The sequence below is a fragment of the Shewanella sp. ISS20 genome (assembly GCF_056522965.1).
The window spans coordinates 3,030,287-3,056,290 of record NZ_JAWRZK010000001.1; the positions used below are offsets into that span (position 1 = coordinate 3,030,287).

At 48.8% G+C, this 26,004-nt stretch carries 21 protein-coding genes; 16 read left to right on the forward strand and 5 right to left on the reverse strand.

Annotation, left to right across the window (positions count from 1 at the left end):
• The first annotated feature begins 337 nt into the window (after positions 1–337).
• Complete coding sequence (locus AC1HDP_RS13815) at positions 338–1,687, forward strand: outer membrane protein transport protein (protein ID WP_479639181.1); 1,350 nt, start codon at positions 338–340, stop codon at positions 1,685–1,687.
• 71 nt (positions 1,688–1,758) lie between these two features.
• On the opposite strand, the gene nrfD is transcribed toward AC1HDP_RS13815, so the two are convergent.
• From nrfD to AC1HDP_RS13835, 4 genes are all read right to left on the reverse strand, one after another.
• Complete coding sequence (gene nrfD, locus AC1HDP_RS13820; protein ID WP_140930324.1) at positions 1,759–2,706, reverse strand: NrfD/PsrC family molybdoenzyme membrane anchor subunit; 948 nt, start codon at positions 2,704–2,706, stop codon at positions 1,759–1,761.
• Positions 2,703–3,275 (reverse strand): 4Fe-4S dicluster domain-containing protein, encoded by a 573-nt coding sequence (locus tag AC1HDP_RS13825; RefSeq protein ID WP_140930325.1) that lies wholly within the window; start codon positions 3,273–3,275, stop codon positions 2,703–2,705. Before AC1HDP_RS13825 ends, nrfD begins: the two co-directional genes overlap by 4 nt.
• Before the next feature lie 12 nt (positions 3,276–3,287).
• Entirely contained in the window at positions 3,288–5,567 is a 2,280-nt protein-coding gene (gene phsA, locus AC1HDP_RS13830) for a thiosulfate reductase PhsA (protein ID WP_479639182.1), read from the reverse strand.
• A gap of 591 nt (positions 5,568–6,158) precedes the next feature.
• Positions 6,159–7,904 carry a sensor histidine kinase gene (locus AC1HDP_RS13835; RefSeq protein ID WP_479639183.1) on the reverse strand — a complete coding sequence of 582 codons (1,746 nt, stop codon included), beginning with the start codon at positions 7,902–7,904 and terminating at the stop codon, positions 6,159–6,161.
• A gap of 311 nt (positions 7,905–8,215) precedes the next feature.
• Between AC1HDP_RS13835 and AC1HDP_RS13840 the strand changes: the two genes are divergently transcribed.
• Positions 8,216–8,881 (forward strand): response regulator transcription factor, encoded by a 666-nt coding sequence (locus AC1HDP_RS13840; RefSeq protein WP_479639184.1) that lies wholly within the window; start codon positions 8,216–8,218, stop codon positions 8,879–8,881.
• A 149-nt stretch (positions 8,882–9,030) separates the two neighbouring features.
• On the forward strand, positions 9,031–10,515 hold the full coding sequence (gene glpK, locus AC1HDP_RS13845; RefSeq protein WP_479639185.1) for a glycerol kinase GlpK: 1,485 nt from the start codon (positions 9,031–9,033) through the stop codon (positions 10,513–10,515).
• On the opposite strand, the gene AC1HDP_RS13850 is transcribed toward glpK, so the two are convergent.
• A complete protein-coding gene (locus AC1HDP_RS13850; RefSeq protein WP_479639186.1) occupies positions 10,512–10,856 on the reverse strand; it encodes a hypothetical protein in 345 nt (114 codons plus the stop codon). The genes glpK and AC1HDP_RS13850 overlap by 4 nt on opposite strands.
• 465 nt (positions 10,857–11,321) lie before the next feature.
• Here AC1HDP_RS13850 and mraZ point away from each other — a divergent pair, with 465 nt between their 5' ends.
• The 13 genes from mraZ (at position 11,322) to ftsA (ending at position 25,994) form a co-directional block, all read left to right on the forward strand.
• The gene (mraZ, locus tag AC1HDP_RS13855; RefSeq protein WP_479639187.1) at positions 11,322–11,792 is read left to right on the forward strand and encodes a division/cell wall cluster transcriptional repressor MraZ; all 471 of its coding nucleotides are present in this window, start codon (positions 11,322–11,324) and stop codon (positions 11,790–11,792) included.
• Positions 11,793–11,818: 26 nt separating this feature from the next.
• Entirely contained in the window at positions 11,819–12,757 is a 939-nt protein-coding gene (rsmH, locus tag AC1HDP_RS13860; RefSeq protein ID WP_479639188.1) for a 16S rRNA (cytosine(1402)-N(4))-methyltransferase RsmH, read from the forward strand.
• 7 nt (positions 12,758–12,764) lie between these two features.
• Positions 12,765–13,079 carry a cell division protein FtsL gene (gene ftsL / locus AC1HDP_RS13865; protein WP_479639189.1) on the forward strand — a complete coding sequence of 105 codons (315 nt, stop codon included), beginning with the start codon at positions 12,765–12,767 and terminating at the stop codon, positions 13,077–13,079.
• The gene (locus AC1HDP_RS13870) at positions 13,076–14,812 is read left to right on the forward strand and encodes a peptidoglycan D,D-transpeptidase FtsI family protein (protein WP_479639190.1); all 1,737 of its coding nucleotides are present in this window, start codon (positions 13,076–13,078) and stop codon (positions 14,810–14,812) included. Before ftsL ends, AC1HDP_RS13870 begins: the two co-directional genes overlap by 4 nt.
• Positions 14,809–16,272 (forward strand): UDP-N-acetylmuramoyl-L-alanyl-D-glutamate--2,6-diaminopimelate ligase, encoded by a 1,464-nt coding sequence (gene murE, locus AC1HDP_RS13875; protein ID WP_479639191.1) that lies wholly within the window; start codon positions 14,809–14,811, stop codon positions 16,270–16,272. Before AC1HDP_RS13870 ends, murE begins: the two co-directional genes overlap by 4 nt.
• Entirely contained in the window at positions 16,269–17,636 is a 1,368-nt protein-coding gene (locus AC1HDP_RS13880; RefSeq protein WP_479639192.1) for a UDP-N-acetylmuramoyl-tripeptide--D-alanyl-D-alanine ligase, read from the forward strand. Before murE ends, AC1HDP_RS13880 begins: the two co-directional genes overlap by 4 nt.
• A complete protein-coding gene (gene mraY, locus AC1HDP_RS13885; RefSeq protein WP_479639193.1) occupies positions 17,637–18,719 on the forward strand; it encodes a phospho-N-acetylmuramoyl-pentapeptide-transferase in 1,083 nt (360 codons plus the stop codon).
• 6 nt (positions 18,720–18,725) lie between these two features.
• Entirely contained in the window at positions 18,726–20,090 is a 1,365-nt protein-coding gene (gene murD, locus AC1HDP_RS13890; protein WP_479639194.1) for a UDP-N-acetylmuramoyl-L-alanine--D-glutamate ligase, read from the forward strand.
• Positions 20,077–21,282 (forward strand): cell division protein FtsW, encoded by a 1,206-nt coding sequence (ftsW, locus tag AC1HDP_RS13895; RefSeq protein WP_479639195.1) that lies wholly within the window; start codon positions 20,077–20,079, stop codon positions 21,280–21,282. The genes murD and ftsW overlap by 14 nt, the downstream gene beginning before the upstream one ends.
• Positions 21,283–21,326: 44 nt before the next feature.
• Positions 21,327–22,418, forward strand: coding sequence for an undecaprenyldiphospho-muramoylpentapeptide beta-N-acetylglucosaminyltransferase (gene murG / locus AC1HDP_RS13900; RefSeq protein WP_479639894.1), 1,092 nt, complete (start codon positions 21,327–21,329; stop codon positions 22,416–22,418).
• Complete coding sequence (gene murC, locus AC1HDP_RS13905; protein WP_479639196.1) at positions 22,418–23,863, forward strand: UDP-N-acetylmuramate--L-alanine ligase; 1,446 nt, start codon at positions 22,418–22,420, stop codon at positions 23,861–23,863. The genes murG and murC overlap by 1 nt, the downstream gene beginning before the upstream one ends.
• A gap of 127 nt (positions 23,864–23,990) precedes the next feature.
• Positions 23,991–24,755: a cell division protein FtsQ/DivIB gene (locus AC1HDP_RS13910; RefSeq protein ID WP_140930340.1), complete on the forward strand. Its 765-nt coding sequence runs from the start codon at positions 23,991–23,993 to the stop codon at positions 24,753–24,755.
• A gap of 3 nt (positions 24,756–24,758) precedes the next feature.
• Positions 24,759–25,994 carry a cell division protein FtsA gene (gene ftsA, locus AC1HDP_RS13915; protein ID WP_140930341.1) on the forward strand — a complete coding sequence of 412 codons (1,236 nt, stop codon included), beginning with the start codon at positions 24,759–24,761 and terminating at the stop codon, positions 25,992–25,994.
• The last annotated feature ends 10 nt before the right edge of the window (positions 25,995–26,004 follow it).

Below are 26,004 nucleotides of genomic sequence, written 5' to 3' on the forward strand. Positions count from 1 at the left end.
TGCTAATCACATGGTTGTTTTTTAATAAACAGCTGTTTTGTCTGTGTGTTTTTATTTTTTCTTTTTTATACAGGTAGTTATGTTTGTGTTGTTTGCTTGATTTATGGCGCTTAGCGACGTTAAGCGCGATTTCGTACGCTGTATTTTGGCGTCAATGGTGATAGTGGTCACTGATTTTGCTGCCAAGTTGTTAGTTGCCAGAGGATCATCCTGTTTTAATGCGAATGCTTGCAAAGATATGCTGCTAACGTACACTGCCGCTCAATAAGTTGAGTGATTACTCTACTCAATAGCGAGTCGGAAACTCCGGCTAAGTTAAAAAATACAGAGAAGAATAATGAAAAAGCAGATCCATTCTTTGGCCGTGACTTCATTGGCGGTCAGTTCAGCATTACTGGGTATGACGTCAACTGCGCACGCGGCGGGCTTTCAATTAGCTGAAACCTCAGCCACTGGACTTGGCCGCGCGTTCGCGGGTGAAGCAGCCATGGCTGACAATGCTGCTACACAATTTCGTAACCCAGCCATGATGACTTACCTTGAAGGTACGCAAATGACAGCAGGCGCCATCTTGGTGATGCCAAATGTCGATGTTGATGGTTATTCGGTACTTGTGGATATGAGTGGCAAACCGATTGCGCCTCCGGTAGCCACTACCGCGAAAGATATTGCTGGCGATGCGGTGATCCCTAACTTCTTTGTCACTCATCAACTCAATGATAAGTGGCATGTAGGTTTAGCCTTAGGTACCAACTTTGGTATGGCTACCGAATTTGATGATAGCTTTCGTGGCACTCAATTTGGTAACGAAGCCTCAATCACTGCCATCGAAATCAACCCAAACCTAGCTTATCGCATCAACGATCAGTTAAGCATAGGCGCGGGTGTGCGTATGGTTCTGGGTGAAGGCAGCATAGGTGCTAAGAGCTCAGCAGATTTAACCCTGCCACCATCATTAGGTGGGATAACTGTTCCTAAAGGCACCACCCTTAAGTATATGAAGGGCGATAATATTTCTTGGGGCTGGCAGTTAGGCGGTGCGTGGCAAATCAATGCTGATAACCGCATAGGTGTGAACTACCGTTCAGAGGTTGAGCAAACGCTGGAAGGGCAAGCTCATGGTTTTGGTTTTAATCCTTTGAACCCGAATATGAAATTCGATGGTTCCATGGATTTAACTTTGCCAGCCAGCGCTGAAATTGCCTCTTTCCATCAATTGACGCCACAGCTCGCTGTGCATGCCAGTGTCAACTGGACCGATTGGAGTACATTTGACAAGTTAGAAGCCTATAGCCCATCGTTTAAAGAGCCGACCCAATTAGTGAAGCAAGAAAACTGGGAAGATAGCTATCGTTTTGCTGTAGGCGCAACGTATCGTTTAGATGCCAAGTCTACTCTGCGCGCGGGTGTGGCGTATGACATGTCAGCAGTATCTGATGCTAACCGTACCATTACTATTCCAGAGATGGACCGTGTATGGTTGAGCGCAGGTTATGGCTATCAGTTCAGTAAGCAGTTTGATATGGACTTTGGTCTGACTTACATCATTGCTGATGAGTCACCAGTCAGTGAGCCGCGCTCAGGCATCAGCTCAGATTATCAATCAGCCTGGTTTGGCGGTAGGTTCAGCGGTACTACCAGTGGCAATATCATTCTGGTGGGCGTACAGGCTAGCTACAAGTTTTAACTTGTATAGACAATTAGCGCTGTAACAAAAAGGGTGCCCATGGGCACCCTTTTGAATATTGGCTTAGCTCATTAGCTGATGTAGCTTTGGCCAGCGTATACCACGAAGTGACGCAGGGCTAACACCCCAAGAATGGTGCAGCTTGACACTGTAATCAAAAAGCCTTTCGTGTGTTTCCACGATTTTGGCGCTAAGGTCGAGGCCAGTACTGGCACAGCTAAGCCAAGACCTACCACACCAATCCAGAAGACACTTGCCCAAGTACCAGTAGTGATAGCTGCGGTCGCGGCTTTGGCGGCAGGACCTGAGAAGTTTAAGCCCACAAACAAGAGTACCAGACACAGAGCTTCATTAAAGGCGACTGGGTATTCGATACGGTGCACTTGCTCAATACAATCAGACTCTTTTTTGCTAAAGAACAAGGTCGCAATCAAGATATTACCCGCACTACCCACAGACAGCGCCGAGGCTAAGAACAGCGCTGGCAGTACCGCAGTATTGAGGATAGGGTAGCTAATCATGGCCGACAGTAAGAAGCCGGTATAAACCCCCACACCTAAGGCTAAGGCGAAAATCAGCTTGTTAATGCTGCCTTCTACTTGGCGGCAGACCTTAAGAACACCCGCAAGCCAAGGGGCGAAATGTAGCACTTGCTTGTCAAAGACTAAGGCTGCAAATACAAACACTAAGGGAATGTACAGCAGTAGGGCGATAACCCCCCAAGCCATGACAGAGGTGAGGTTGTAGTTCAACAGTATGTGATAAAACTCAAACGGCTTAGTTAAGTCGAGCACTAATAACGCCATGCCAAGACAGATGGCCACCGGGCCAATCACAGCCGCCGCCTTAATAACAGGCAAGCCTTCACAGGGTAAGCCGCGGCTTTGCTTGTACCATTTAAGGCCTATGGCCACTAACATAGAACCCGCCGATAAGCCTGCCATAAACAGGTAGACAGCTATGATCCAGTTCCACACCACAGGATCGTATTGCTCCATTGAGCCCCAGATATTGTTCATGCTTGGATCCCTCCCTTACGACCAGGAATGCGATATAAACGCGGCTCAGTGCCGAGGTTAACCTTTTGCTGATAACTTGGTTTAGTGTCTAGCACTTTGCGTACTTCGCTGGTGAGATCGTTAGCATCGCCAAACACTAAGGCTTGGGTTGGGCATACAGTCACACAGGCTGGCTGCTCGCCGCGAGCCAAACGGGTGTCTTTACAGTAGTTACACTTATCTGGCACTCGGGTTTCAGGGTTAATGAAACGCACCTTGTACGGACAAGCCGCGACACAATAGAGGCAACCTACGCACTTGCCTTCGTTGATAGAGACAATGCCGTTTTCATCCACATAGGCAGCGCCCGTTGGGCATACCTTAACGCAAGGGGCGTTTTCACACTGCTCGCACGACACCCGATTGTACTTAAAATGCAGGTGCGGATAGTTGCCATAAGGCCCTTCAATGCGTACCTGCAGTCTTGTGACTGACTCAGGTACATTATTTTCGCTGCGACAGGCAACATTACAGGCCTGACAGCCAATGCACTTGTTTTCATCGTGCACGAGAACATAACGTTTAGTCATAGTTAACTCCGATTAAATCTTGGCTATCTTCACGCCCGTGGTATGCAGGTTCATGCCTGTAACGGGTGAAGTGACATGAGGAAGTAAGTTGCCACAATGGACACCTTTGCCTGTGGCGCGCGCCAATTCTTTGTTTTTAGAGCCAAAGCCCATGTAAGCGAAAACGGTATCGGTACGAATGCCTGGGGTGATGAGGGCATGGCCTTCTTCAGTACCGGTATCGTTATAGATGCGTATCTTGTCGCCGGTGCGAATATTGAGTAGGCCTGCGGTCAGCGGGTGGATCCACACGCCATTGTCAGACATCAAGTTGGCCAGCATAGGTACGTTTTGGCTGCCGGCGTTGGTGTGCACAGCGACCTTGCCTTGAATAAAGAACAGTTCGTCGGCCTTTTTCATGGTGACTTCACGGTAGCGAATAACGCCGCGCCCTGGAGCCATGGCTTCTACTGTGTCTGAACTCAGCTCAATCTTGCCACTTGGGGTCTTAAACTTAAGATGACTAGCATAAGTACCATCGCTATCAGGCACTTGAGCATTAGGGTAGGCGGCCACAAAGTCACGCACCATGCCAGGTTCGCGCAGCATTAATGGCTTACCGTAGCTAACAAAACCGTCTTGCTTAATCTTTTGCAGCAGCGCCACATCGCTATTGACTTGGAACATCTGCAAGGTGCCCATATTTTCCCAAGGGAAATATTGACCTAGGCCTAATCCTTCACCGACTTCTTTCCAAATTTGCCAGCTTGGACGGGTATCACCTATCGGCTCAACCACTTTTTGACGGACATAGTAAGCAGGAGTCTTACCTGACTTGTCGGCAATTTCTTCATCGCGCTCAAGGTAGGTGGACTCTGGTAGGAAGATGTCAGCATAAGCGGCACTTTCACTGATATAGATATCGCAGCACACCACAAAATCGAGCTTCTTTAAGGTCTCAACAATGCGGGCGCGATCTGTCATGGTTTGCATTGGGTTAGTGCGGCACATAACCCAGCCATGTAACTGATAAGGCACGGCCGATAAGGTTGCATCGAGAATGGTTTGATAAATACCGCCCGATGTCCACATCATGGCGTATTGCTCATCAACCATATCAATGCGCTTAGCATTTGGCTTAGGCATATCTTTCACGCCAGGCTTAGCTAACACTGGCGCAATGTTATCGCCAGCAAACTTGTTATAACTCGCGGCTTTATTGCCAAAGTACAGGCCGCCTTTACGCTCGATATTGCCAATTAACACGTTGGCGGCATACAAGGCGCGGCGCATTTCAAATTCTTCAGTGGTGAAGGACGATCTATGGCCAAAGTCGACACAAGCGTGTGGCGCCGCATCGGCGTATTCATGGGTAATACGGCGAATATCTTTGGCAGGAACGTCTGAAATAGACTCAGCCCACTCAGGGGTATAAGCGCTGACTTCTTTAGCAAAGGCGTCAAAGCCAGTGACATATTGCTCCACAAAGGCTTTGTCATAGAGGTTGTCATTAATCAGCACATGACACATAGCTAAGGCTACGGCGACGTCGGTACCTGGCTTAATGGCATACCACTCATCGGCTTTGTCAGCGACGATAGAGAAGCGTGGTTCAAACACCACAAGCTTGGCGCCTTTTTCCATTTGCGCATGCATCATGCCGCGGGTTTCGGACATATTGATACCTTCGTAAAGGTTATGGCCGAAGTTGATTATGTATTTTGAATTGCTCAAATCACGGTTAATCTTGCTGCCTAACATGGCTTTAGCGGCAACTTCGTAACCACCTGGGCAAGTCGATGCATGAGTAAAGGTATTTGGCGTGCCAAAGGCTTTGGCTAAATGGAATAAGTGATTAGACAGTGAACCTGATTTTGATGAGAAGGCAACCGCTTCAGCGCCGTGTTGCTGCTTAATCTTATTGAGATTTTCGGTAATGATGGCATAGGCTTCATTCCACTCAATTTCTTGCCACTTGCCTTCGCCGCGCTCACCCACACGTTTAAGTGGCTTAACTATGCGCTGCTTATCATAAAGTTGGCTGTGACCCGCGCCGCCGCGAGCACACACGGCGCCGCCAAAGGCTTTGGCTTTGTCGTTGCCTAAAATTGATACGTTTTTACCGTTAACAATTCGCGCTGAAATTGGGCAGCGGGTTGAACACATTTCACAAATACTGGCGACACTGGTCGCTGAACCTGTGAGGTCGGTGCGCTCTAATGCAGCTAACGATCCTGGCAGGAAGCTTGCCAAGGCGCACGTGGCGGTACCTGCGCCGGCACCTTTGATAAAGGTTCGCCTATCTAGTTTCATTATTATTATCCCCATGGGTGCTTGCTAAGGGTGAGCCGGTTGACTCGGCGTGTTAATAGCATTGTGGCGAGGGGACTTAAGGCTGGATATTGTGGTAAACCACATGCTCATGCTTGTTTTGATGCAATTGTGAAGTGGGTCAAAGTTTATTTTTTGAGCAGCAGCAAAGGCTGGCTTTGTCTATTGTGGTTAACCACATATAGGTATTCATTTGCGTAAAAGTGAGCTTTGTTTGGCAGCTTGGCGCTAGGGTGTGAGTTAGGTCTTAGTGATAAAGCTCATCTAGCTTAAGCGTGATGGGCGTGAGGTTTTTACCAAGATTTAAGTTGCTTGTTGCTTGTTGCGGGCGCAGCGACGCTAATAACTCGCGGTAAATCCATCCTTGGACGCTCGACGACAACATCCCTGTTGTCGACGGTTATTGGCGTCGCTATGCCAGCTGCAGGAGTTGCCTGCAGTGTTAGTTTATTGCTTGGTAATCATCTGAATTTCTGCGGATTTGGTTTAGCTCTCTTGCTGTTTTTCTTGCCATTGGCAAGTTACTCTTTTTAAAAACATCACACAGACCAAAGGGCATAGCGTTAGGTTTGATTAGAAAATGGCTGCTGTACTGCCTCGGCGTTTTAGTTTGAGGGTGGCGGTGCAGCCGTGCTCGTCATCGCTTCGATTGCTCAGGTTGAAGCTACCTTCATGTTGCTTAGCTATGTCGGAGCAAATTGCCAGTCCAAGCCCAAGACCATTGGCTTTGGTAGAGAAAAAGGTGGCCATCAGTTCATCGCTGGGTAGAGTCAGACCTGGGCCGTTATCGGTCAGGCTGAGATTTAATTGCTGCTCCAGAAACTCAAATTGCACTTCAATGAGGCCACTATGGCCAGCAGGCATATCAGAGATGGCATCAAGGGAGTTTTTTAGTAGGTTTATCAGAACCTGCTGTATACCAACCCGATCAGCATGGATAAAAAATGGTTCGCCTTTGACTTGGGTGTGAATGCGTACTTGTTGGCGCTCTAGCTCTAAGATTAATAGGGTTATGCTTTCATCCACTAAGGTTAGTAAGTTCACATCTTGCATCACAGCTTGGCGGCGTTTAAGTAAGCCGCGAATGCGATGCACTACTTCGCCGGCACGCACCGATTGCTGGTGGATTTTCTCTAGCAAGGCTAAGCAAGCTTGATTATCTGGGTTATCACTGCGCTGCAAACGCATGATGCCTCCTTCGCTATAGCTAGTAATGGCGGCGATAGGCTGATTGATTTCATGGGCAAGGCCAGCGCCAATTTCACCAATAATACTGGCACTTTGTAAGCGCTCTAGGGCAACGGCTTGCTGTTTTAGTTGGCGCTCGGTTTGTACTAAGGCTTCGCTCTTTTGGCGAAACTTATATTCAATCCATAAGTGATAAATGGTGGCTATCATAAAAATCAGTACGGCTAATATGCCCCAGTGGCGGTTATCATCCAGCCAGCTTTTAACGCCATGCCAATTGGTAGTCACAGGCACTTTGGGCTGTAAATCACTAAAGAGTTTAATGACGGCGAGCTGACTAATAGGTGCCGTCCAGCCCTTGAGATTAGCGCTAATGGCCGCGGGATGGTTTTCATCCAGCGCTAGCAGCGCCGCTGTGATTTGCTGCGCTAAGGCTAAGTCCACTTTTTCGCTGGCGGCAAATGACCAGTTGGGATAAAGATTGGTGGAGCATTGGCAATCAAAGCCATTGGGGCGGCTCGGATTTAAAATGCGATAGTCACTTAAGCTAATCTGGCCGCGATTGGCCATATCTTCCAAAGTACATAACGGGGTGATGGCCGCGTCCACATTGGCATCACGCACTTGATAAACTAAAGCATCAAGTGGAAAGCCTAAAAATTTTACTTGAGCAAAATAGCTGTCTGGCTCCATCCCGAGCTTATGCATTAGCCCTACTGTCGCTTGATAGCCGCCTAAGGCTTGGCGGCCGCTGGCGGCGACTATCTTGTCTTTAAGGTCATACAAGGTGCGATAGTTACTGTCGGCGCGCACAACTATGGCTGAACCTATGGCCGAGGTGCTGCCGTTATGTTGGCGCGAGCGCATAGTGGCGAGCCATGACAGCGGATATTGCTGCGATAAAGATAAATACTGGCCAGGGTTAGTGATAATAAATTGAATATCCCCTTGGTGAAGCGCGTGATTAAGCTCTTCAAAGGAGCCCGGGTGCACCTGAAAATCCACGTTAATTAGCTGCGTTTCAAGGTATGCCATCATAGGTTGCCAGCGCTCTATGGCATCTTGATAACCCCAGTTAGCCAAAACCCCGACTTTTAAGATGACCTGCGGCGGTGCTTTAGTGTTGGCCATGGCATTGCTGCTTAAAAGACTCAACGCCAGCCATGCAACGCAGTGGCATAAGCGGGTAAAAGGGCTCTTTTTGAGTGAGCGAAAAAAATAACTTACTGGCAAGGGGCGACTCTATGATGACTAATGGCCTTACCATAATTCAATCTGAGGCTAAGCCTATGTGTTGAATGTCAAAGTTTGCGGCTTTGGAGTCGCTGAATCCTTAAAACTGGGATATCACTCTCTTATTGATAAGGGATGTCTTAGTTATGCTCAGCGCTATATGGCTAGAGTGCGGCATTAGGCTGTTGAGTAACAGAATGAGGTTAGGGATGAATGCTGTGATAGCTAAGCAAGATAAATCAGCGGATGCAGGGGCGACACTTTCGAGCGAACCCTGCACTGGCCCAGTGTATTTGGTGGATGATGATGCGGCCATTGCCGACTCGTTATGCTTCTTACTGGAAGGCTTTGGTTATCAAGTGCAATGGTTTCAAAGTGGCGACGCCTTTTTAGCGGCGGTGGATTGTCAGCAGCCGGGCTGCGTGATTTTAGATTCGCGCATGCCAGGCTTAAGCGGCCAAGATTTACACTTGTGGATGAAACAAGCATCAAGTCCATTAGCCGTTATTTTTTTAACCGGCCATGGCGACGTACCTATGGCGGTGGACGCCTTTAAAAATGGCGCCTTTGATTTCTTTCAAAAGCCAGTGGCAGGCCATGCCTTGGCCGCGGCCATTGCAAAGGGTTTACTTCATAGTTGGCGACAACATAAGAAGTTATCTGCGCAGCAATTGATAGATACCCTAACTGAGCGCGAAAAAGAGATATTCCAGTTAATAGTTAATGGCTATACCAATAAGCAAATGGCCGAGAGCTTGTTTGTGGTGGTGCGCACCATTGAAGTGCATCGCGCCAAGGTGATGAAAAAATTGGCCGCCACTAATATGGCTGAACTTTTAAAACTCGCGCCCTTGCTGCATAAACGCGGCGAGTAATATGGTAACTAGTGCTGTAATTAAGGCCGATAGCCAGCAAAGGCTTAAGCAGTAACTGACGGTAGCACGCGTACTTACCTGCGCGAAAGATGAATTATCCCTAAGGCTATGGTTAAATTAGCCTAGGACTAGCTAAGCGGACAACCAGATTGACCAAGAAATTTATCCTGGCCTTAGATCAAGGAACCACCAGTTCCCGAGCCATAGTATTTGATCATGACGCTAATCTTGTGGCGGTATCTCAGCGAGAGTTTAGCCAGATTTACCCTAAGCCTGGCTGGGTTGAACATGATCCTATGGAGATTTGGTCGTCGCAAAGCTCAGTATTGATTGAAGTATTGGCGCGGGCTGGCATTCGTAGCCGCGATATCGCCGCCATAGGCATTACCAATCAGCGCGAAACCACTGTGGTGTGGAACAAGCACACAGGTAAGCCCATCTTTAATGCCATAGTGTGGCAGTGTCGGCGCAGCAGTGATATTTGCGAGCAATTACAACAGCAAGGCTATCAAGACCTCATTCGTGAACGCACTGGCTTAGTGCTCGATCCGTATTTTTCTGCCACTAAACTTAAGTGGATTTTGGATAATGTTGAGGGCGCGCGCGCGCAAGCCGAGCAAGGTGACTTGTTATTTGGCACCATAGATACTTGGCTGCTGTGGAAGCTCACTGAGGGGGCGGTGCACGCCACCGACCCCACCAATGCCTCGCGCACTATGTTGTACAACATTCATCAGCAGTGCTGGGACCCTGAATTACTCGCCATTTTTGGTATTCCCGCTAGCATGCTGCCCAAAGTGCAAGCCTCATCGTCGGTGTTTGGCCCCACCCGCATTGGTGGTCAAGGGGTTGAAATTGCCATTGCGGGTATGGCGGGCGATCAACAGTCGGCCCTATTTGGGCAGTTATGTATTGAAAAGGGCATGGCCAAAAATACCTATGGCACTGGCTGCTTTTTACTGATGAATACTGGCCTTGATGCCGTGCAATCTCATCATGGATTGCTTACTACCATCGCCATAGGCGCCAAAGGGGAAGTGAACTATGCCCTTGAAGGCTCAGTATTTATGGGCGGGGCGACCATTCAATGGCTGCGCGATGAGCTAGGGTTAATTCGTGATGCTCAAGATACTGAGTATTTTGCCTCAAAAGTACCAGATACCAATGGCGTGTATTTAGTGCCAGCCTTTGTTGGTTTAGGCGCGCCTTATTGGCGACCCGATGCCCGCGGCGCATTAGTGGGGTTAACCCGCGGCGCCAATCGCAATCATATTATCCGCGCGGCGTTAGAATCCATTGCTTATCAAAGCCGCGATTTACTCGATGCCATGATCAAAGACAGCGGCTTGCCATTAAAGCAACTTAGGGTGGATGGCGGCGCAGTTGCCAATGATTTTTTAATGCAGTTTCAAGCGGATATTACTAATACTCAAGTGATCCGCCCTAAACAGACAGAAACTACTGCCATGGGCGCGGCCTTTTTAGCCGGCCTTGCCGTGGGCTTTTGGCAATCGACCAGTGAGTTAGATCATAAAGCGACGGCCGATAAGTGTTTTGCGCCCACTATTACTGAAAATAGTCGCCAGCAGCTGTATTTAGGTTGGCAGCAAGCGGTAAAACAAACCTTAAGTTAGATTTCAATATCTATATGGCCACCTTGACGCGCCGGCGGGTTACTCGGTTCACTCGTGTCATCACTTGCAGTTAGCTGGCTTGCTGGCGGCTGCGCTTCTTGGTTGCTCTTAGCGCGCGATTGATGGCGTCTATCTTGCTGGCGCCTGTCATATTGTCTTTGATTGGCTTTATCAGGCGCCGCAGACTGCGACTTAGGTGGCTGCGGCAAATCAACCAGCTTAGTTTGATGATCATCGGCGCTGCTTGGCGCCATCTTACTTACCTCAGTTATCTGCGGCTTAGCCTTCATCACCGCAGTCACAGGCCTTGCTAACATGGCATAGAGACTATCTAGACTCATTGCGGCCTCTCTTATCTTGCCTATTTTATTATGATTACTTTCTGATGCTTAACTGACACTCGTTAACTCTGTATCGGCCAAAGAGATGCAAACTTGAGTCTTGTGCCGCGAATGATGATCAAACTCTAATAAAAGGGAAAATGGCATTTACCCTTAAGGTCATGGCTGACTATCTTTCAGTGATGCAATTCATCGCCAAAATCTTATAGCGGATTGCGACCACAGATTGCACTTAAGCATCTATTTTCTGGCACATTTAGCTTTTTTTAGAATTCAAAATCCCACATTTTTCCACTCACGAAAAACATGAATGATTTGTTGCAATCTCTGCCAAGGCCGCTTGGTGACTGGCTTCAAACCCCAACGGTATCCTTGACAAAACTTGCCATATATCCATAAACTTAAGTGTTGTGGGAATTTGTGGGTATTGGTGGATCTGGACACTCTATAAAGGAATAAAAATAATTGTTTCGTGGAGCGAGTTTACTCAACTTAGATGCCAAAGGTCGGGTCGCCATGCCAGTAAGGTATCGCGAGCTTTTGTGCGTTGAGAATTCTACTGACGCGCGTGGCAAATTGGTAATAACAGTTGACATTATCTCGCCGTGTTTATTGCTTTATCCTTTAACTGAGTGGCGCAAGGTAGAAGACAAATTGATGGCCTTGTCAGATACCCAGCCAGCCGAACGCGCCTTAAAGCGCTTATTACTCGGTCACGCACACGAATTGGAGTTAGATGCTAACTCCCGTTTATTAATCCCGCCAGCATTACGCCGGTATGCGCAGCTAGATAAGCAATTAACTTTGGTCGGCCAACTCAATAAATTGGAGTTGTGGGATCAAGCGCTATGGCAACAACAATTAGAGCAGGATCAACAAGTGATCCTCAATGAACCGCTGGCGGAGAATATTCGCCTAGCGGATTTTTCACTTTAAGTGAAACTAAAAAAATAGAGAAAACCATGAGTGAATTTGCCCATTTATCAGTATTACTGCAAGAGACTGTCGACGGTCTGAATATTCGTCCTGACGGCATTTATATTGATGGCACCTTTGGCCGCGGCGGCCATTCAGCGCAAATCCTCAGCCGTTTAGGACCTAATGGCCGCTTAATCGCCATTGATAGAGATCCCCAAGCCATAGCCGCTGCGCAGCGTTTTGCTGACGATAAACGTTTTCAAATTGTTCACGGCGGTTTTGGTCAGTTGGCCGATTATGTGGCTGAACTTGGTTTAACCGGCAAAATTGATGGAATATTGCTGGATTTAGGCGTGTCATCGCCACAGCTCGATGATGCCGATCGCGGCTTTAGTTTCTTGCGCGACGGTCCATTAGACATGCGTATGGATAACAGTCGCGGCCAAACTGCCGCCCAGTGGCTGGCCAAGGCTGAAATCGAAGATATGGCCTGGGTATTTAAGACCTATGGTGAAGAGCGTAATGGTCGCCATATCGCCCGCTGTATTGCTGCCGATCGTGAAGCGACTCCCTTTGAGCGTACTAAGCAGTTAGCTGATTTGATTGCACGTATTACTAAGTCGAAAGAGCGTAATAAGCATCCAGCAACGCGGGTGTTTCAAGCCATTCGGATTTATATCAACAGCGAACTGGATCAAATCGATCAAGCCCTTGATGGTTCTCTGCTTGCCTTAGCGCCTGAGGGCCGCTTGTCGATCATCAGTTTCCATTCGTTAGAAGACAGAATAGTGAAGCGCTTTATTCGCCGTCATAGCCAAGGTGCAGAAGTGCCATTTGGCTTACCTGTGACTGAAGCGGAAATTAACCGTAATCGTACCTTGAAACCAGTCGGTAAGGCGCAAAAGCCATCAGAGCAAGAGTTGGAGCTGAACCCTAGAGCCCGCAGTTCTGTGCTGCGAGTCGCTGAGCGTTTGGTTAGCTGAGTTGACTATGGATAAGTTGCAGCAGAATTTACTGCGAATTGTGCTGCAAGATTTGTGGCAGCACAGATACGTAGTGATCTTAGCCTTAGTGGTACTGATTAACGCCGTGTTTGTGGTGCTGATAAGTCATGAGAGTCGCCAGCTGATAAGCCAGTGGGATCAGCTGATGCAAAAGCGCGATCACTTAGATATTGAATGGCGCAACTTGCTGCTAGAAGAACAATCGCAAGCTGAACATAGCCGTATTACTCAGATTGCCACTAAGGAATTGCATATGAATCGACCACTGCCTCGCGAGGAAGTGGTAGTGAGGCAGCAATGAGTCGACAGGCTAAACGTAAGCAAAAACCCGAGTTAATCCAATGGCGCTTGCGAGTCGTGGTAGCGTTCGTGTTGCTATTATTCGGCTTGCTGACAGCAAGAGCTGCCTATATCCAAGTGATTGAGCCCGATATGCTGCGCCAGCAAAGTGATATGCGCACCTTGCGTACCACAAGCCGAGAAGTGCAGCGCGGCTTAATTACCGACAGAAATGGCGATATGCTCGCGGTCAGTGTGCCTGTGCGCGCTGTGATTGCCGACCCTAAAATAGTGTTTGATCGCAATGGCTTTGCTGACATGAGACGCTGGCAAGCGCTGGCTGATGTGCTGCATCTGCCTGTGGACGACCTTGTCGCTCGGGTCAAAGAAAATCCTAAACGCCGCTTTATTTATCTCGCGCGGCAAGTCACCCCAGCCGTGGGTGAATACATCAAAAACCTTAAGATTGAAGGCATTGCCCAGCGCTCTGAATCCCGCCGCTTTTATCCCGCCGGTGAAATTACCGCGCAAGTCATAGGTATTACCAATGTCGATGATATCGGGATTGAGGGGCTTGAGCGCACTTACAATGACTGGTTAACCGGAAAACCCACTAAAGAGAAAGTGCGCAAGTCGCGCGATGGTCACGTCGTTGAACTGCTTGATACTGTGCAAGAAGGTGAGCGTCCCAATGATCTAGTGCTAAGTATCGACCAGCGTATTCAGCAGTTGGCCTATAGCGCCTTAAAGCGCGCCACTGAAATCAACCAAGCGACCTCAGGTTCTGCTGTGGTGATTGATGTGCATACTGGCGAAGTGCTGGCCATGGTCAATACCCCATCTTACAACCCCAATTCCCGCGAAAGCTTGCAGCCATTTAGAATGCGCAATAAAGCGCTGACAGATGCGTTTGAGCCAGGTTCGACCATTAAGCCATTTGTGATGGCCGCGGCGTTAGAAGCCGGTGTGGTGAAAGATGGCGATACAGTCAACACCTCTCCTGGTTGGATGCGAGTCGGTGGCCGCCAAGTGCGCGATTCTAACAATTATGGCGAAATGTCACTGGCCAAAATTCTGGTTAAATCCAGTAACGTCGGCGTGAGTAAGTTGGCGCTTGCCATGCCAGTTGAGCAGTTGCTTGGCACTTATTATGCGATGGGGCTTGGTAACTATTCCGGCATTAATTTAACTGGCGAAAGCGCAGGTCTGATTCGCGAGCAGCATAAGTGGTCTGACTTTGAGCGTGCCACCTTGTCATTTGGTTACGGTTTAACGGCAACGCCGCTGCAATTGGCGCGCATGTATGCCACCTTAGGCGCCGGCGGTGTTTTGCGACCGTTATCCATTCTTAAATTGAAAAAAGCCCCAGAAGGCGAGCAAGTGTTAGACCCACATGTCGCACGTGAAGTGATGAACATGCTGGTGGGCGTGACTGAGCCCGGCGGCACAGCTAAACAAGCGCATATTGAAGGTTATCCGGTGGCGGGTAAAACCGGTACCAGTCGTAAAGCGGTAGCTGGTGGCTATGGTGATGACTATGTAGCGCTATTTGCTGGGGTCGCCCCAGTGCATAACCCTAAATTGGCCATAGCGGTCGTCATAGATGAGCCTAAGGGTGAGCGTTATTATGGCGGTGATGTGGCGGCGCCAGTATTTGCCACTGTGATGGCCGGCGCCTTACAAATGTTGAATGTTGAGCCTATTAGCTCAGAAGAAAAATTAAAATTAGTGGCTGCGGGAGGAAAAGTAGAATGATGAGTTTGACTGAACTGCTCTCTCCCTGGATGACATACCAAGGGACGCAAAGCGTTAAGCAGTTGCAACTAGATAGCCGCAAGGTGGAAGCGGGCGACTTATTTATTGCTGTGCCAGGTCACGTAAGTGATGGGCGCCAATACATAGAAACTGCGCTGGCCCAAGGCGCATGCGCCGCGTTAGTGCATACCGATGATGCCAAGTTACATGGCACTCAGCATCAAGGCTCTATCTACTTTTTTGATTTAGCTAAGTATTTATCGCAACTTGCTGCGCGGCGTTATTCATTAGCGGGCAGGTCTATGCGTTTAGTGGGTGTGACTGGCACTAACGGTAAAACCTCGGTTAGCCAATTTATCGCGCAATTAACCGAAAGCTTAGGGCTGCGCGCTGCTGTGATGGGCACCTTAGGCAATGGCCGTTGGGGCGAGCTGATTGATAGCGGTAATACCACAGCGGACGCTGTGACTATGATGCGCCAGTTAAGTGAATTTAGTCAGGCCGGTATAGATATTTGCGCCATGGAAGTGTCAAGCCATGGGCTAGTGCAAGGGCGCGTGGCTGCGGTTCCTTTTGATATCGCCGTATTTACCAATTTAAGCCGCGATCACCTTGATTATCATGGTGATATGGCATCTTATGCCGCGGCAAAATTGCGTTTATTTAGTTTCCCAACGCTTAAATTCAGTGTGCTTAATCTCGATGATGCTTGCGGTGAAAACTGGCAAGAGCAAGAGTTAGCGCGCCATGTCATAGGCTACAGCCTAAAAGGCCATGCCAAGGCCGATTATCAAGTGATTAGCACCCACTATCATGATGGCGGTGTTGACGCGACAATTGCCTGGCCGGGCGGACAAGGGCAGTTAAGCTCGCCATTATTGGGTGAATTTAACTTAGCTAATTTGCTGGCGGCATTAACCTGCATGCATTTACAAGGCCATGATATGCAAGCGTTATTAGCAGCAGTGCCAAGCCTTAAACCCGTGGCAGGGCGCATGGAGCGCTTTAATGCTGCCACAGGTCAATGCGTAGTGGTGGATTATGCCCACACTCCTGATGCCTTAGAGCAAGCCCTTAAAGCGTTAAAAGTGCATTGCCGCGGTAAGCTGTGGTGCATTTTTGGCTGCGGCGGCGATCGTGATAAAGGTAAGCGTCCTTTAATGGCCAAGGCTGCAGAAGCGTTTGCCGACAAGGTGATGGTGACTTCTGATAATGCTCGCAGTGAAGATCCAGTAGCTATCATCAGCGATGTATTAGCGGGATTTAGCGATAGCGACGCTGTGTTGATTGAAGCCGATAGAATCGCCGCGATTAAAAGCGTGTTTGCTAAGGCAGGACCGCAAGATCTGATTTTACTGGCCGGTAAAGGCCATGAGACCTATCAAGAATACAATGGTGTTAAACATCACTATGATGAGCGTGAGTTTGCCGCGCAATTAGTGTCAGGAGTGCAGCAATGATCCCTTTATCCGTCAGTACCTTGGCTAATATTATGCACGGCCAGTGGCAGGGTGACGATATTGTTATCGAGCAAGTAGCGACCGATAGTCGCGATTGCGGTGAGCGCGGCTTATTTATCGCGCTGAAAGGTGAAAATTTTGATGCCCATGATTTTGCTCAGTCAGCCATAGACAATGGCGCAGTGGCGTTAGTGGTGGAGCGCGCCTTAGCGTTAAATGTGCCGCAAATTATTGTTGCCAATTGTCATCAAGCTTTAGGGCTTCTGGGCGCTTATATGCGCGCGCAGCAGCCGCTATTAAGCTTGGCGCTCACTGGCTCTAACGGCAAAACCAGCGTCAAAGAAATGCTGGCGACCATAGCTAAGCAAGGCCACAAGGTGCTCTATACCGCAGGTAATTATAATAATGATATCGGCGTGCCGTTAACCTTATTGCGCTTAGAGCCGCAGCATCAAGTGGGGGTGTTTGAGTTAGGCGCTAATCATCCTGGCGAAATTGATTACACCTCAGGGCTAGTGCTGCCCAAAGTGGCTATGGTCAACAATGTTGCCAGTGCCCATTTAGAGGGGTTTGGCTCGTTAGCTGGGGTTGCTGCCGCCAAATCAGAAATCTTTAACCATTTAGCTGATGATGGCGTTGCCGTGATTAATCTTGATGATGATTTTCATGGCGTAATGCAGCAAGCTGCTGGCGCGTATCAACAAATTACCTTTGGCATTGAACATAAGGCTGACGTACAGGCTTTAGAGCTTGTGGCTGATAGTGTCGGTTGCTACCAGTTCGTTTTGGCCTATCAAGAGCAGCGTCATCCCATTAAGTTGTCGTTAGCTGGGCGCCATCAAGTTTCTAATGCCTTGGCTGCTACGGCTATGTCATTGGCGGCGGGTTTCACTATGGCCGATATCTTGGCGGGCTTAGCAGAACTTGAGCCAGTTAAAGGGCGCATGCTGCCTATGACCTTAGGTCGCTTTCGAGTCATAGATGATAGTTACAACGCCAACCCTAACTCGGTGGCGGCCGCTATCAATTATTTGGCGGAAATTAATACGCAGCGCTGTTTAGTACTGGGCGATTTGGGCGAATTAGGCGACAATGCCTCCCTTTTGCACGCGCAGCTAGGCACGCTGGCTCAAGAGAAGGGAATACAAGCATTGTTTTGTACTGGCCAATTAAGTGCACACACCAGTGCTGCCTTTGGTAGTCAACATGCCCCTGATATTGAGCAGTTAGTGGTGAGTTTAATTAGTTATCTCAACCAGTTACCTAGTGATGTTACCGTATTAGTTAAAGGGTCGCGCAGCGCCAGAATGGAGCGTGTTGTTGCTGCCCTCAAAGCCGCCTTTGAGCGACAGGAGTTAGTGTAAATGCTGGTTTATCTGGCTGAGTATTTAACCCAGTTTTATACCGGGTTTAACGTATTTTCGTATTTAACCTTCCGAGCCATCTTAGGTTTGCTCACTGCCATGATTTTTAGCTTGTGGTGGGGCCCTAAGATGATTGAGCGTTTGCAGTTGCTGCAAATCGGTCAAGTGGTACGTAATGATGGTCCAGAATCGCATTTTAGTAAGCGCGGTACCCCAACCATGGGTGGCTTATTAATTTTGGCGGGCATCTTTATTAGCGTGCTGCTGTGGGGCGATCTTGATAGCCGTTACGTGTTGGTGATGCTGTTTGTGCTGGGCACCTTTGGCGCTATTGGCTTTATTGATGACTATCGCAAAGTGGTGAGAAAAGACACTAAAGGCTTGATTGCGAGATGGAAATACATACTGCAATCATTGGCAGCCTTAGTCATTGCCGTGTATTTGTATTTCTCTGCCAGTCATCCTGGTGAAACGCAGCTGGTACTGCCTTTCTTTAAAGACATAATGCCGCAACTTGGCTTGATGTTTATAGTGCTTGCGTATTTCACCATAGTCGGTAGCAGTAACGCGGTTAACTTAACTGATGGTCTTGATGGCTTAGCAATTGTGCCTACCGTGATGGTGGCCTCAGCATTTGCGTTAATTGCTTACCTGTCTGGTCATGCCCAGTTCTCTAGCTATTTGCATATTCCGTATTTGCCAGGCGCGGGTGAACTCGTGATTGTCTGTACCGCCATAGTCGGCGCAGGTTTAGGTTTCTTATGGTTTAACACTTATCCTGCGCAAGTATTTATGGGCGATGTCGGCTCGTTATCACTAGGCGCAGCTTTAGGTGCCATGGCCGTATTAGTGCGCCAAGAAGTGTTGCTGGTGATCATGGGCGGCGTGTTTGTCATGGAAACCTTGTCAGTGATCTTACAGGTGGGCAGTTATAAACTGCGCGGCCAACGTATTTTCCGTATGGCGCCTATTCATCACCACTATGAATTGAAAGGCTGGCCAGAACCAAGAGTGATAGTACGCTTTTGGATTATTTCCTTGTTTATGGTGCTGCTGGGTCTTGCGACTCTGAAGTTAAGGTAGGCCAAGATGTCTTCGTTATTGGGTTCTGAATCAAATAAAGCGAGCATAAGTCCCGCCTCACATATAGTACTAGGACTTGGCGCTACCGGTTTGTCTGTGGTGCGTTATCTTCGCGCTCAAGGCATTACGCCAATTGTGATGGATAGCCGTAACACGCCGCCGGGGCATGAGCAATTAGCCCGTGAGTTTGCTGAGGTGCCGCTATTAACCGGCGGTTTTGATTGCCGATTTTTAGTGCAAGCGCAGCAAATCATCATAAGCCCAGGCATAGCCTTATCAACCCCTGAAGTGCGGGTGGCTTTGGATATGGGCATAGAAGTGATTGGCGATGTGGAACTGTTTGCCCGTGAACTGACTAAGACTCAAACGGACGCTAAGTTAGTGGCCATTACTGGCTCTAACGGCAAAACCACAGTCACCACGTTAGTGGGACAAATGGCGCAAGCGGCCGGCGTAAAAGTCGCGGTGGGCGGTAACATAGGTGTGCCAGCGCTGGATTTATTAGCTGAAAACGCGGATCTCTATGTGCTCGAATTATCTAGCTTTCAGTTAGAGACGACCCATAGCCTGAATTGCACGGCCGCTACTTGCCTGAATATCTCTGAAGATCATATGGATAGATATCCAGATTTGCAGTCATATCGCCAAGCGAAATTAGCTTTATATCCGCAAAGCCGCATATGTGTGGTTAACCACGATGATGCCTTAACGCAAACATCTGAACCTGGGCATTATCTCAGCTTTGGTTTGAGTGCGCCGGATGGCGATGACTGGGGCATTAGTGATGGCATGTTAGTGCGCGGTGAGTCGCGCATTATGGCATGCGCCGATGTGGCCTTAATAGGCCGCCATAACTTAGCCAATGTGTTAGCCGCTATGGCCTTGTGTGAACTGGTAGATATTGCGCGCGACGCCATGGTAAGCATTGCCGCGCAATTTACTGGTTTAGCTCATAGATGTCAGCGCGTTGCTACTGTGGCTGGCGTCGATTTTATCGATGATTCCAAGGCGACTAATGTGGGCGCCACGTTAGCGGCGCTTGATGGCTTAGTGGATTTTAGCGGTAACATCATCTTGATTGCTGGCGGCGATGCTAAAGGCGCAGATTTAAGCCCGCTCGCAGCAGCGTTTGAGTGTGTGCATCAAGTCATTACCTTAGGGCGTGATGGCCCTAAAATCGCGGCGTTAAAGCCTGATAGCTTAGCGGTAGCCACTATGGCCGAAGCCGTGAATGCGGCATTTGCCTTGTGTCAGAGCGGCGATATGGTGCTGTTATCACCGGCCTGCGCCAGTTTAGACATGTATCCAAATTACATGGCGCGCGGTAAAGACTTTAGCGCGGCGGCGGAGGCCTTGCATGGCGCTGAATGAGCCGCAGTTGCACCTCTTTGGTCGCACTTGGTCATTGCCATGGGCGTCGGCATTTAGCCACGTCAAGAGTGAGCCGCTGTATGACAGAGGCTTACTCTGCGCTGTGTTATGTTTGATTGGCTTTGGTTTTGTGATGGTGATGTCGGCCTCTATGGCTGAGGCGCAAACCTTAACTGGCAACCCCATGCATTTTGTATGGCGGCATCTGTTCTATTTAGTAGGCTGCGCCGCTATTGCCGCTGTGGTGCTGCAAATGGAGATGCACCGCTGGCAACAGTTGAGCCCCTTTATTTTGCTTGGGGCCTTAGTCTTGTTAGTGGCTGTGCTAGTGGTTGGCACCTCAGTAAATGGTGCCACGCGCTGGTTATCTATCGGTCCTATTCGTATTCAGGTGGCAGAACTCGCCAAGTTTGCCTTTATGGTGTACATGGCGGGCTACTTAGTGCGCCGCCATGAAGAAATTCGCGAGCACGCCAAGGGCTTTTATAAGCCGATTGCCGTGTTCCTAATGTTTGCCTTCTTGCTGTTAATGCAGCCTGACTTAGGCACAGTCGTCGTATTATTCGTGTGTACCGTAGGCTTATTGTTTTTAGCGGGCGCGAGACTGTTCGACTTTATGGTGTTGATTTTAGGTGGCATAGTCGGATTCGTGGTTTTGGTTATGACGGCTGAATACCGGATGAAACGGGTCATGTCGTTTATGGATCCATGGAAAGATCCGTTTGGCACTGGTTATCAGTTAACGCAATCGTTAATGGCCTATGGCCGCGGCGATTGGTTTGGTCAGGGCCTAGGTAATAGCATTCAGAAACTTGAATATTTACCCGAGGCGCACACCGACTTTATTTTTGCGGTGATAGGCGAAGAACTTGGCTTTATCGGCATTATTATGGTGCTGCTTATGCTGCTGTTTGTATCGCTGCGGGCTATTCGTCTTGGCAGTTCATGCCTGCAGATGGATAAGCCGTTTGAAGCGTTTTTAGCTTTTGGCATCGGCATTTGGTTTTGTTTCCAAACCGTAGTTAATATTGGCGCCAGTATCGGCATGTTACCGACTAAGGGCTTAACATTGCCTTTTATCAGCTACGGCGGCAGTAGTTTGTGGGTCATGACAGCGGCTGTGACTGTGTTATTAAGAATCGATTATGAACGCCGCGTGCAGTTAACTCAGCCTCAAGGAGGCGCGCAGTGAGCCAAGTCGCCAATGAGACAGCGAGCCCAGTAGTGAGTCAGGCAATGAATCAAAAAAGAATTTTAGTGATGGCCGGTGGCACTGGCGGTCATGTATTTCCCGCGCTCGCGGTAGCTAAAGCCTTATCCCAGCAAGGCTGGCAAGTGCGCTGGTTAGGCACAGCCGACAGAATGGAAGCGCGCTTAGTGCCTAAATATGGCTTTGATATTAATTTCATTGATATCAAAGGCGTTAGAGGTAACGGGTTAATTCGCAAGTTAGCGGCGCCGTTAAAAATCCTGCGCTCTATTTGGCAGGCGCGGCAAGTCATTAACGAATTTAAGCCAGATGTCGTGCTCGGCATGGGCGGTTTTGCCAGTGGGCCAGGCGGCGTTGCCGCCAAACTTGCGGGCATACCGTTAGTGCTGCATGAGCAAAATGCTATTGCGGGTATGACCAATAAGTTATTAGCGCGCATTGCCACTCGGGTATTGTGCGCCTTTGCCAATACTTTTGATGGACTGCGTAGTGATGCCATCACAGTTGGTAATCCGGTGCGCACTGAGCTAATAGCGCTGGGGCAAGAAGCTCATAGGGTTCATGATGATAGCCTTAATGTGTTAGTAGTGGGCGGCAGTTTAGGCGCCAAAATTTTAAATGATGTGATGCCGCAAGTGGTGGCCAATATTGCGCCGCAACACGCCATTACGGTATGGCATCAAGTCGGCAAAGGTAATGAGAGCGAAGTGCTTTCAACCTATCAGCAATTACGTCAACAAGGCGCAGTTAAAGTCGCTGAATTTATTGATGATATGGAAGCGGCATATCGCTGGGCAGATGTAGTTATTTGTCGCAGTGGCGCGCTAACCGTGTCTGAGTTGGCAGCGGTAGGTTTACCGAGTGTCTTGGTGCCTTACCCACATGCGGTAGATGATCATCAGACGCTAAACGCTAAGGTGTTAGTCTCGGCAGGTGCGGCCTTATTGATACCGCAGTCGATATTAACAGTGGATAAATTGGCATCGAAACTGGCTTTGCTGGCAAGTGATAAAGCAGAGCTGCAACTCATGGGGCAAAATGCAAGGCAAGCGGCTGTGCTGGATTCAACCGAGCGCGTGGCCCAAGTATGCATTGAACTTGCAGGAAAAATTGATTAATGAAAACAACAGATAAATACCAAGAGTTACGTCAGACTATCCCTGAAATGCGCCGAGTAAAACGCATTCATTTTGTGGGTATTGGCGGCGCTGGTATGGGCGGTATTGCCGAAGTACTCGTTAACGAAGGTTATGACATTAGCGGTTCAGATATCGCCACTAATAGTGTGACTGAAAGATTGGCATCTCTTGGCGCTAAGATTTTAATCGGCCATCAAGGCTGTCATGTGGAAGGCGTTGATGTTGTGGTGGTATCAACCGCCATTGCCGCGACAAACCCTGAATTAATCTCTGCTAAAAAGCTGCGCATTCCTATCGTGCGCCGCGCTGAAATGCTCGCTGAATTAATGCGTTATCGTCATGGGGTCGCGGTTGCTGGTACTCATGGTAAAACGACTACCACAAGCTTAATTGCCAGTGTTTACGGCGAAGCGGGACGCGATCCGACCTTCGTCATTGGCGGCTTGCTCAATAGTGCTGGCACTAATGCGAGATTAGGCAGCAGTCGCTACTTAATTGCTGAAGCTGATGAAAGCGATGCGAGCTTTTTGCACTTGCAGCCTATGGTGACTGTCGTTACCAACATTGAAGCTGACCATATGGCAACCTATGGCGGCGATTTCAATGTGCTCAAGAATACCTTCATTGATTTCATACATAACTTGCCATTTTATGGCGTTGCCGTGGTGTGTATTGACGACCCAGTCGTGCGTGAATTGCTGCCGCGCATTGGCCGCAAACTGATTACTTATGGTTTCAGTGAAGATGCTGATGTCAGAGCCACTAACTTTGAGCAGCTTGGTAGTCAGTGCCGCTTTACCGTATGCCGTCAGGGACATGCCGATCTTGATGTATTGGTGAATTTACCAGGGCAACACAATGTGCTCAATTCCCTGGCTACAATTGCAGTCGCTACTGAAGATGACATAGATAATCAAGCCATTATCTCAGCCCTAGCCAAGTTTGAAGGCATAGGCCGTCGTTTCCAGCAGCTGGGGCAGTTTGATACCCCTAAGGGTGATGTGTTGTTGGTGGATGACTATGGTCACCATCCAACAGAAGTGGCCGCGACCATTAAGGCCGCCCGCGCTGGCTGGCCAGATAGACGCTTAGTCATGGCTTATCAACCTCATAGATATTCGCGTACCCGTGATTTGTTTGAAGATTTTGTTGATGTATTGTCGCGAGTTGATTGCTTATTGTTGCTAGATGTATATGCTGCAGGCGAAGATCCGATAGTGGGTGCCGATGGCCGCGCCTTGTGCCGGGCAATTCGCTTGCGCGGTCAGGTCGACCCTGTGTTCGTCTCATCCCCTGAACAGCTAGCTAACATAGTCAGTGAGCAAGTCATTGGCGGTGATTTATTGCTAACCCAAGGGGCTGGCAATATTGGCGCGCTCTCGAAACAGCTAGCCGCGAAAGGTTTAGGTTTCACAGAAGCGTAAATTAAGATAACTTGATTATATATTAAGCGGTTGCAGTGGCTTTGGCAGCTTTTTTTGACCCAAGGCCATAGCTCTATATAATGGTCGGTTTCCCTTGTTTCGACATAGGCGCGGGGCGGATGGCAAAGTGAGCTGGAAGGATAAGCGACAAAAACTGCGTACTAGCCTAACAAAGCTGGATTGGTACTTAATTAGTGGCCTGTGCTTTTTAGGGGTAGTGCTGGTGTCTTTGGCCATATCAGCCATGCATTTGCATAAGCTGCTGAATGATGCCGAAGCTTTGCCTATTGAATCAGTCATTGTTGACGGTGAACGCAGTTTTACCTCAGACCAAGATATTCGCTTGGCATTGCAAGATACAATGAATCGCAGTTTTTTTAGCGCCGATATCGATAAGGTGCAAGCGGCCTTGCAGCAATTGCCTTGGGTCTATGAAGCCTCAGTGCGACGTGAGTGGCCAGCGAAATTAAAAGTGTATCTGCAGGAGCAGCATCCTGTGGCGCACTGGAATGGTGATGACTGGTTGAATGTCCATGGACAAGTGTTCGCGGCGCCTGCTAAGCCAGAAATTGGGCCATTACCAAGATTGGCGGGGCCAGAAAACATGGCCGCTGAAGTATTAACGAGTTATCAGCAATTACAACGACTATTGGCGAACAATGGTTTTAGTTTGAGCCAATTAACAGTGAGCCCGCGCCACGCTTGGGAAGCGCAGTTAAACAATGGCATTATTTTGGCTTTGGGCCGTGAAGATAAGATGACTCGCGTGCAGCGATTTATTGACGTTTATCCCATGTTGACCCAAGTCGATAAGACGGTTGACCGCATTGATTTACGTTATGACACAGGTCTAGCCGTAGGTTGGAAAGAGACGCAAATAGAGAGCCGTTAACGAATGACAAAGAATCCAGAAAGAAATCTTATCGTTGGCTTAGATATCGGGACTTCTAAGGTCGCGGTAGTGATAGGTGAAGTCTTGCCAGATGGTGAAATCAGCATCATAGGCCTTGGCAATCACCCGTCGCGCGGCATGGACAAGGGCGGGGTGAATGACCTCGACTCTATCGTTAAGAGTGTTCAGCGTGCATTAGATCAAGCCGAATTGATGGCAGATTGCCAAGTGTCATCTGTTTATCTCAGTATTTCTGGCAAACATATCGATTGTCAAAATGAAAACGGTATGGTGTCGATTAACGATGAAGAAGTGACGCAAGAAGACGTTGATAACGTGATTCATACGGCGCGCTCAGTAAAAATCCCCACTGAACGGCGGATTTTGCATGTGTTACCACAAGAATATGCCATCGATATTCAAGAAGGTATTCGTAGCCCCATAGGTATGTCAGGCATGCGTATGGAAGCTAAGGTCCATATAGTGACTTGTGCCAACGACATGGCCAAGAACATCACTAAGAGTGTGGAGCGCTGCGGCCTGAAGGTCGATGACTTAGTGTTTTCAGGGATAGCCTCGGCAGATGCCGTGCTGACCAATGATGAGAAAGATTTAGGTGTGTGTTTGGTGGATATTGGTGGTGGTACCACAGATATCGCCGTGTACACCAATGGTGCCTTACGTCACTGCGCTGTGGTGCCTGTGGCAGGTAACCAGGTCAGTAGTGATATTGCCAAGATATTTAGAACGCCATTGGCGCACGCTGAGCACATTAAAGTGCAGCATGCCTGCGCTCGCAGTTCAGCGGTGAGCCGTGAAGACAGTATTGATGTGCCATCGGTAGGCGGCAGACCGTCGCGAACTATGTCACGTCATACACTGGCTGAAGTGGTCGAGCCTAGATATCAAGAGTTGTTTGAGCTGATCCTCAAGCAACTGCGCGACGCGGGTCTTGATGACCAAATCGCCGCCGGCATAGTGCTCACGGGCGGCACGGCATCGATTGAAGGCGCCGTGGATGTGGCCGAAGCCACTTTTGGTATGCCGGTAAGAGTAGCTTTGCCGCTACCAGTGAAAGGATTATTTGAACGTGTTGAACAACCTGTTTACTCCACTGGGGTTGGGTTGCTTCATTACGGCGCAAGACGGGTGCTGGAACGTCAGTTCGAGCGGCCGCAACGACAAGGGGTAACCAGTCTTTGGAATCGGGTACAAAGCTGGTTTAAAGGCGAGTTCTAAACGCAGACAA

Excerpts from the sequence above, each read along its gene's own strand:
- nrfD (WP_140930324.1), bottom strand. The coding sequence starts at position 2,706 with ATGAACAATATCTGGGGCTCAATGGAGCAATACGATCCTGTGGTGTGG.
- rsmH (WP_479639188.1), top strand. The coding sequence starts at position 11,819 with ATGAGTGAATTTGCCCATTTATCAGTATTACTGCAAGAGACTGTCGAC.
- AC1HDP_RS13870 (WP_479639190.1), top strand. The coding sequence starts at position 13,076 with ATGAGTCGACAGGCTAAACGTAAGCAAAAACCCGAGTTAATCCAATGG.
- murD (WP_479639194.1), top strand. The coding sequence starts at position 18,726 with ATGTCTTCGTTATTGGGTTCTGAATCAAATAAAGCGAGCATAAGTCCC.
- murC (WP_479639196.1), top strand. The coding sequence starts at position 22,418 with ATGAAAACAACAGATAAATACCAAGAGTTACGTCAGACTATCCCTGAA.
- ftsL (WP_479639189.1), top strand. The coding sequence starts at position 12,765 with ATGGATAAGTTGCAGCAGAATTTACTGCGAATTGTGCTGCAAGATTTG.
- AC1HDP_RS13815 (WP_479639181.1), top strand. The coding sequence starts at position 338 with ATGAAAAAGCAGATCCATTCTTTGGCCGTGACTTCATTGGCGGTCAGT.
- murE (WP_479639191.1), top strand. The coding sequence starts at position 14,809 with ATGATGAGTTTGACTGAACTGCTCTCTCCCTGGATGACATACCAAGGG.
- phsA (WP_479639182.1), bottom strand. The coding sequence starts at position 5,567 with ATGAAACTAGATAGGCGAACCTTTATCAAAGGTGCCGGCGCAGGTACC.
- ftsA (WP_140930341.1), top strand. The coding sequence starts at position 24,759 with ATGACAAAGAATCCAGAAAGAAATCTTATCGTTGGCTTAGATATCGGG.
- AC1HDP_RS13835 (WP_479639183.1), bottom strand. The coding sequence starts at position 7,904 with ATGGCCAACACTAAAGCACCGCCGCAGGTCATCTTAAAAGTCGGGGTT.
- mraY (WP_479639193.1), top strand. The coding sequence starts at position 17,637 with ATGCTGGTTTATCTGGCTGAGTATTTAACCCAGTTTTATACCGGGTTT.
- AC1HDP_RS13825 (WP_140930325.1), bottom strand. The coding sequence starts at position 3,275 with ATGACTAAACGTTATGTTCTCGTGCACGATGAAAACAAGTGCATTGGC.
- ftsW (WP_479639195.1), top strand. The coding sequence starts at position 20,077 with ATGGCGCTGAATGAGCCGCAGTTGCACCTCTTTGGTCGCACTTGGTCA.
- AC1HDP_RS13880 (WP_479639192.1), top strand. The coding sequence starts at position 16,269 with ATGATCCCTTTATCCGTCAGTACCTTGGCTAATATTATGCACGGCCAG.
- murG (WP_479639894.1), top strand. The coding sequence starts at position 21,327 with ATGAATCAAAAAAGAATTTTAGTGATGGCCGGTGGCACTGGCGGTCAT.
- AC1HDP_RS13850 (WP_479639186.1), bottom strand. The coding sequence starts at position 10,856 with ATGAGTCTAGATAGTCTCTATGCCATGTTAGCAAGGCCTGTGACTGCG.
- AC1HDP_RS13840 (WP_479639184.1), top strand. The coding sequence starts at position 8,216 with ATGAATGCTGTGATAGCTAAGCAAGATAAATCAGCGGATGCAGGGGCG.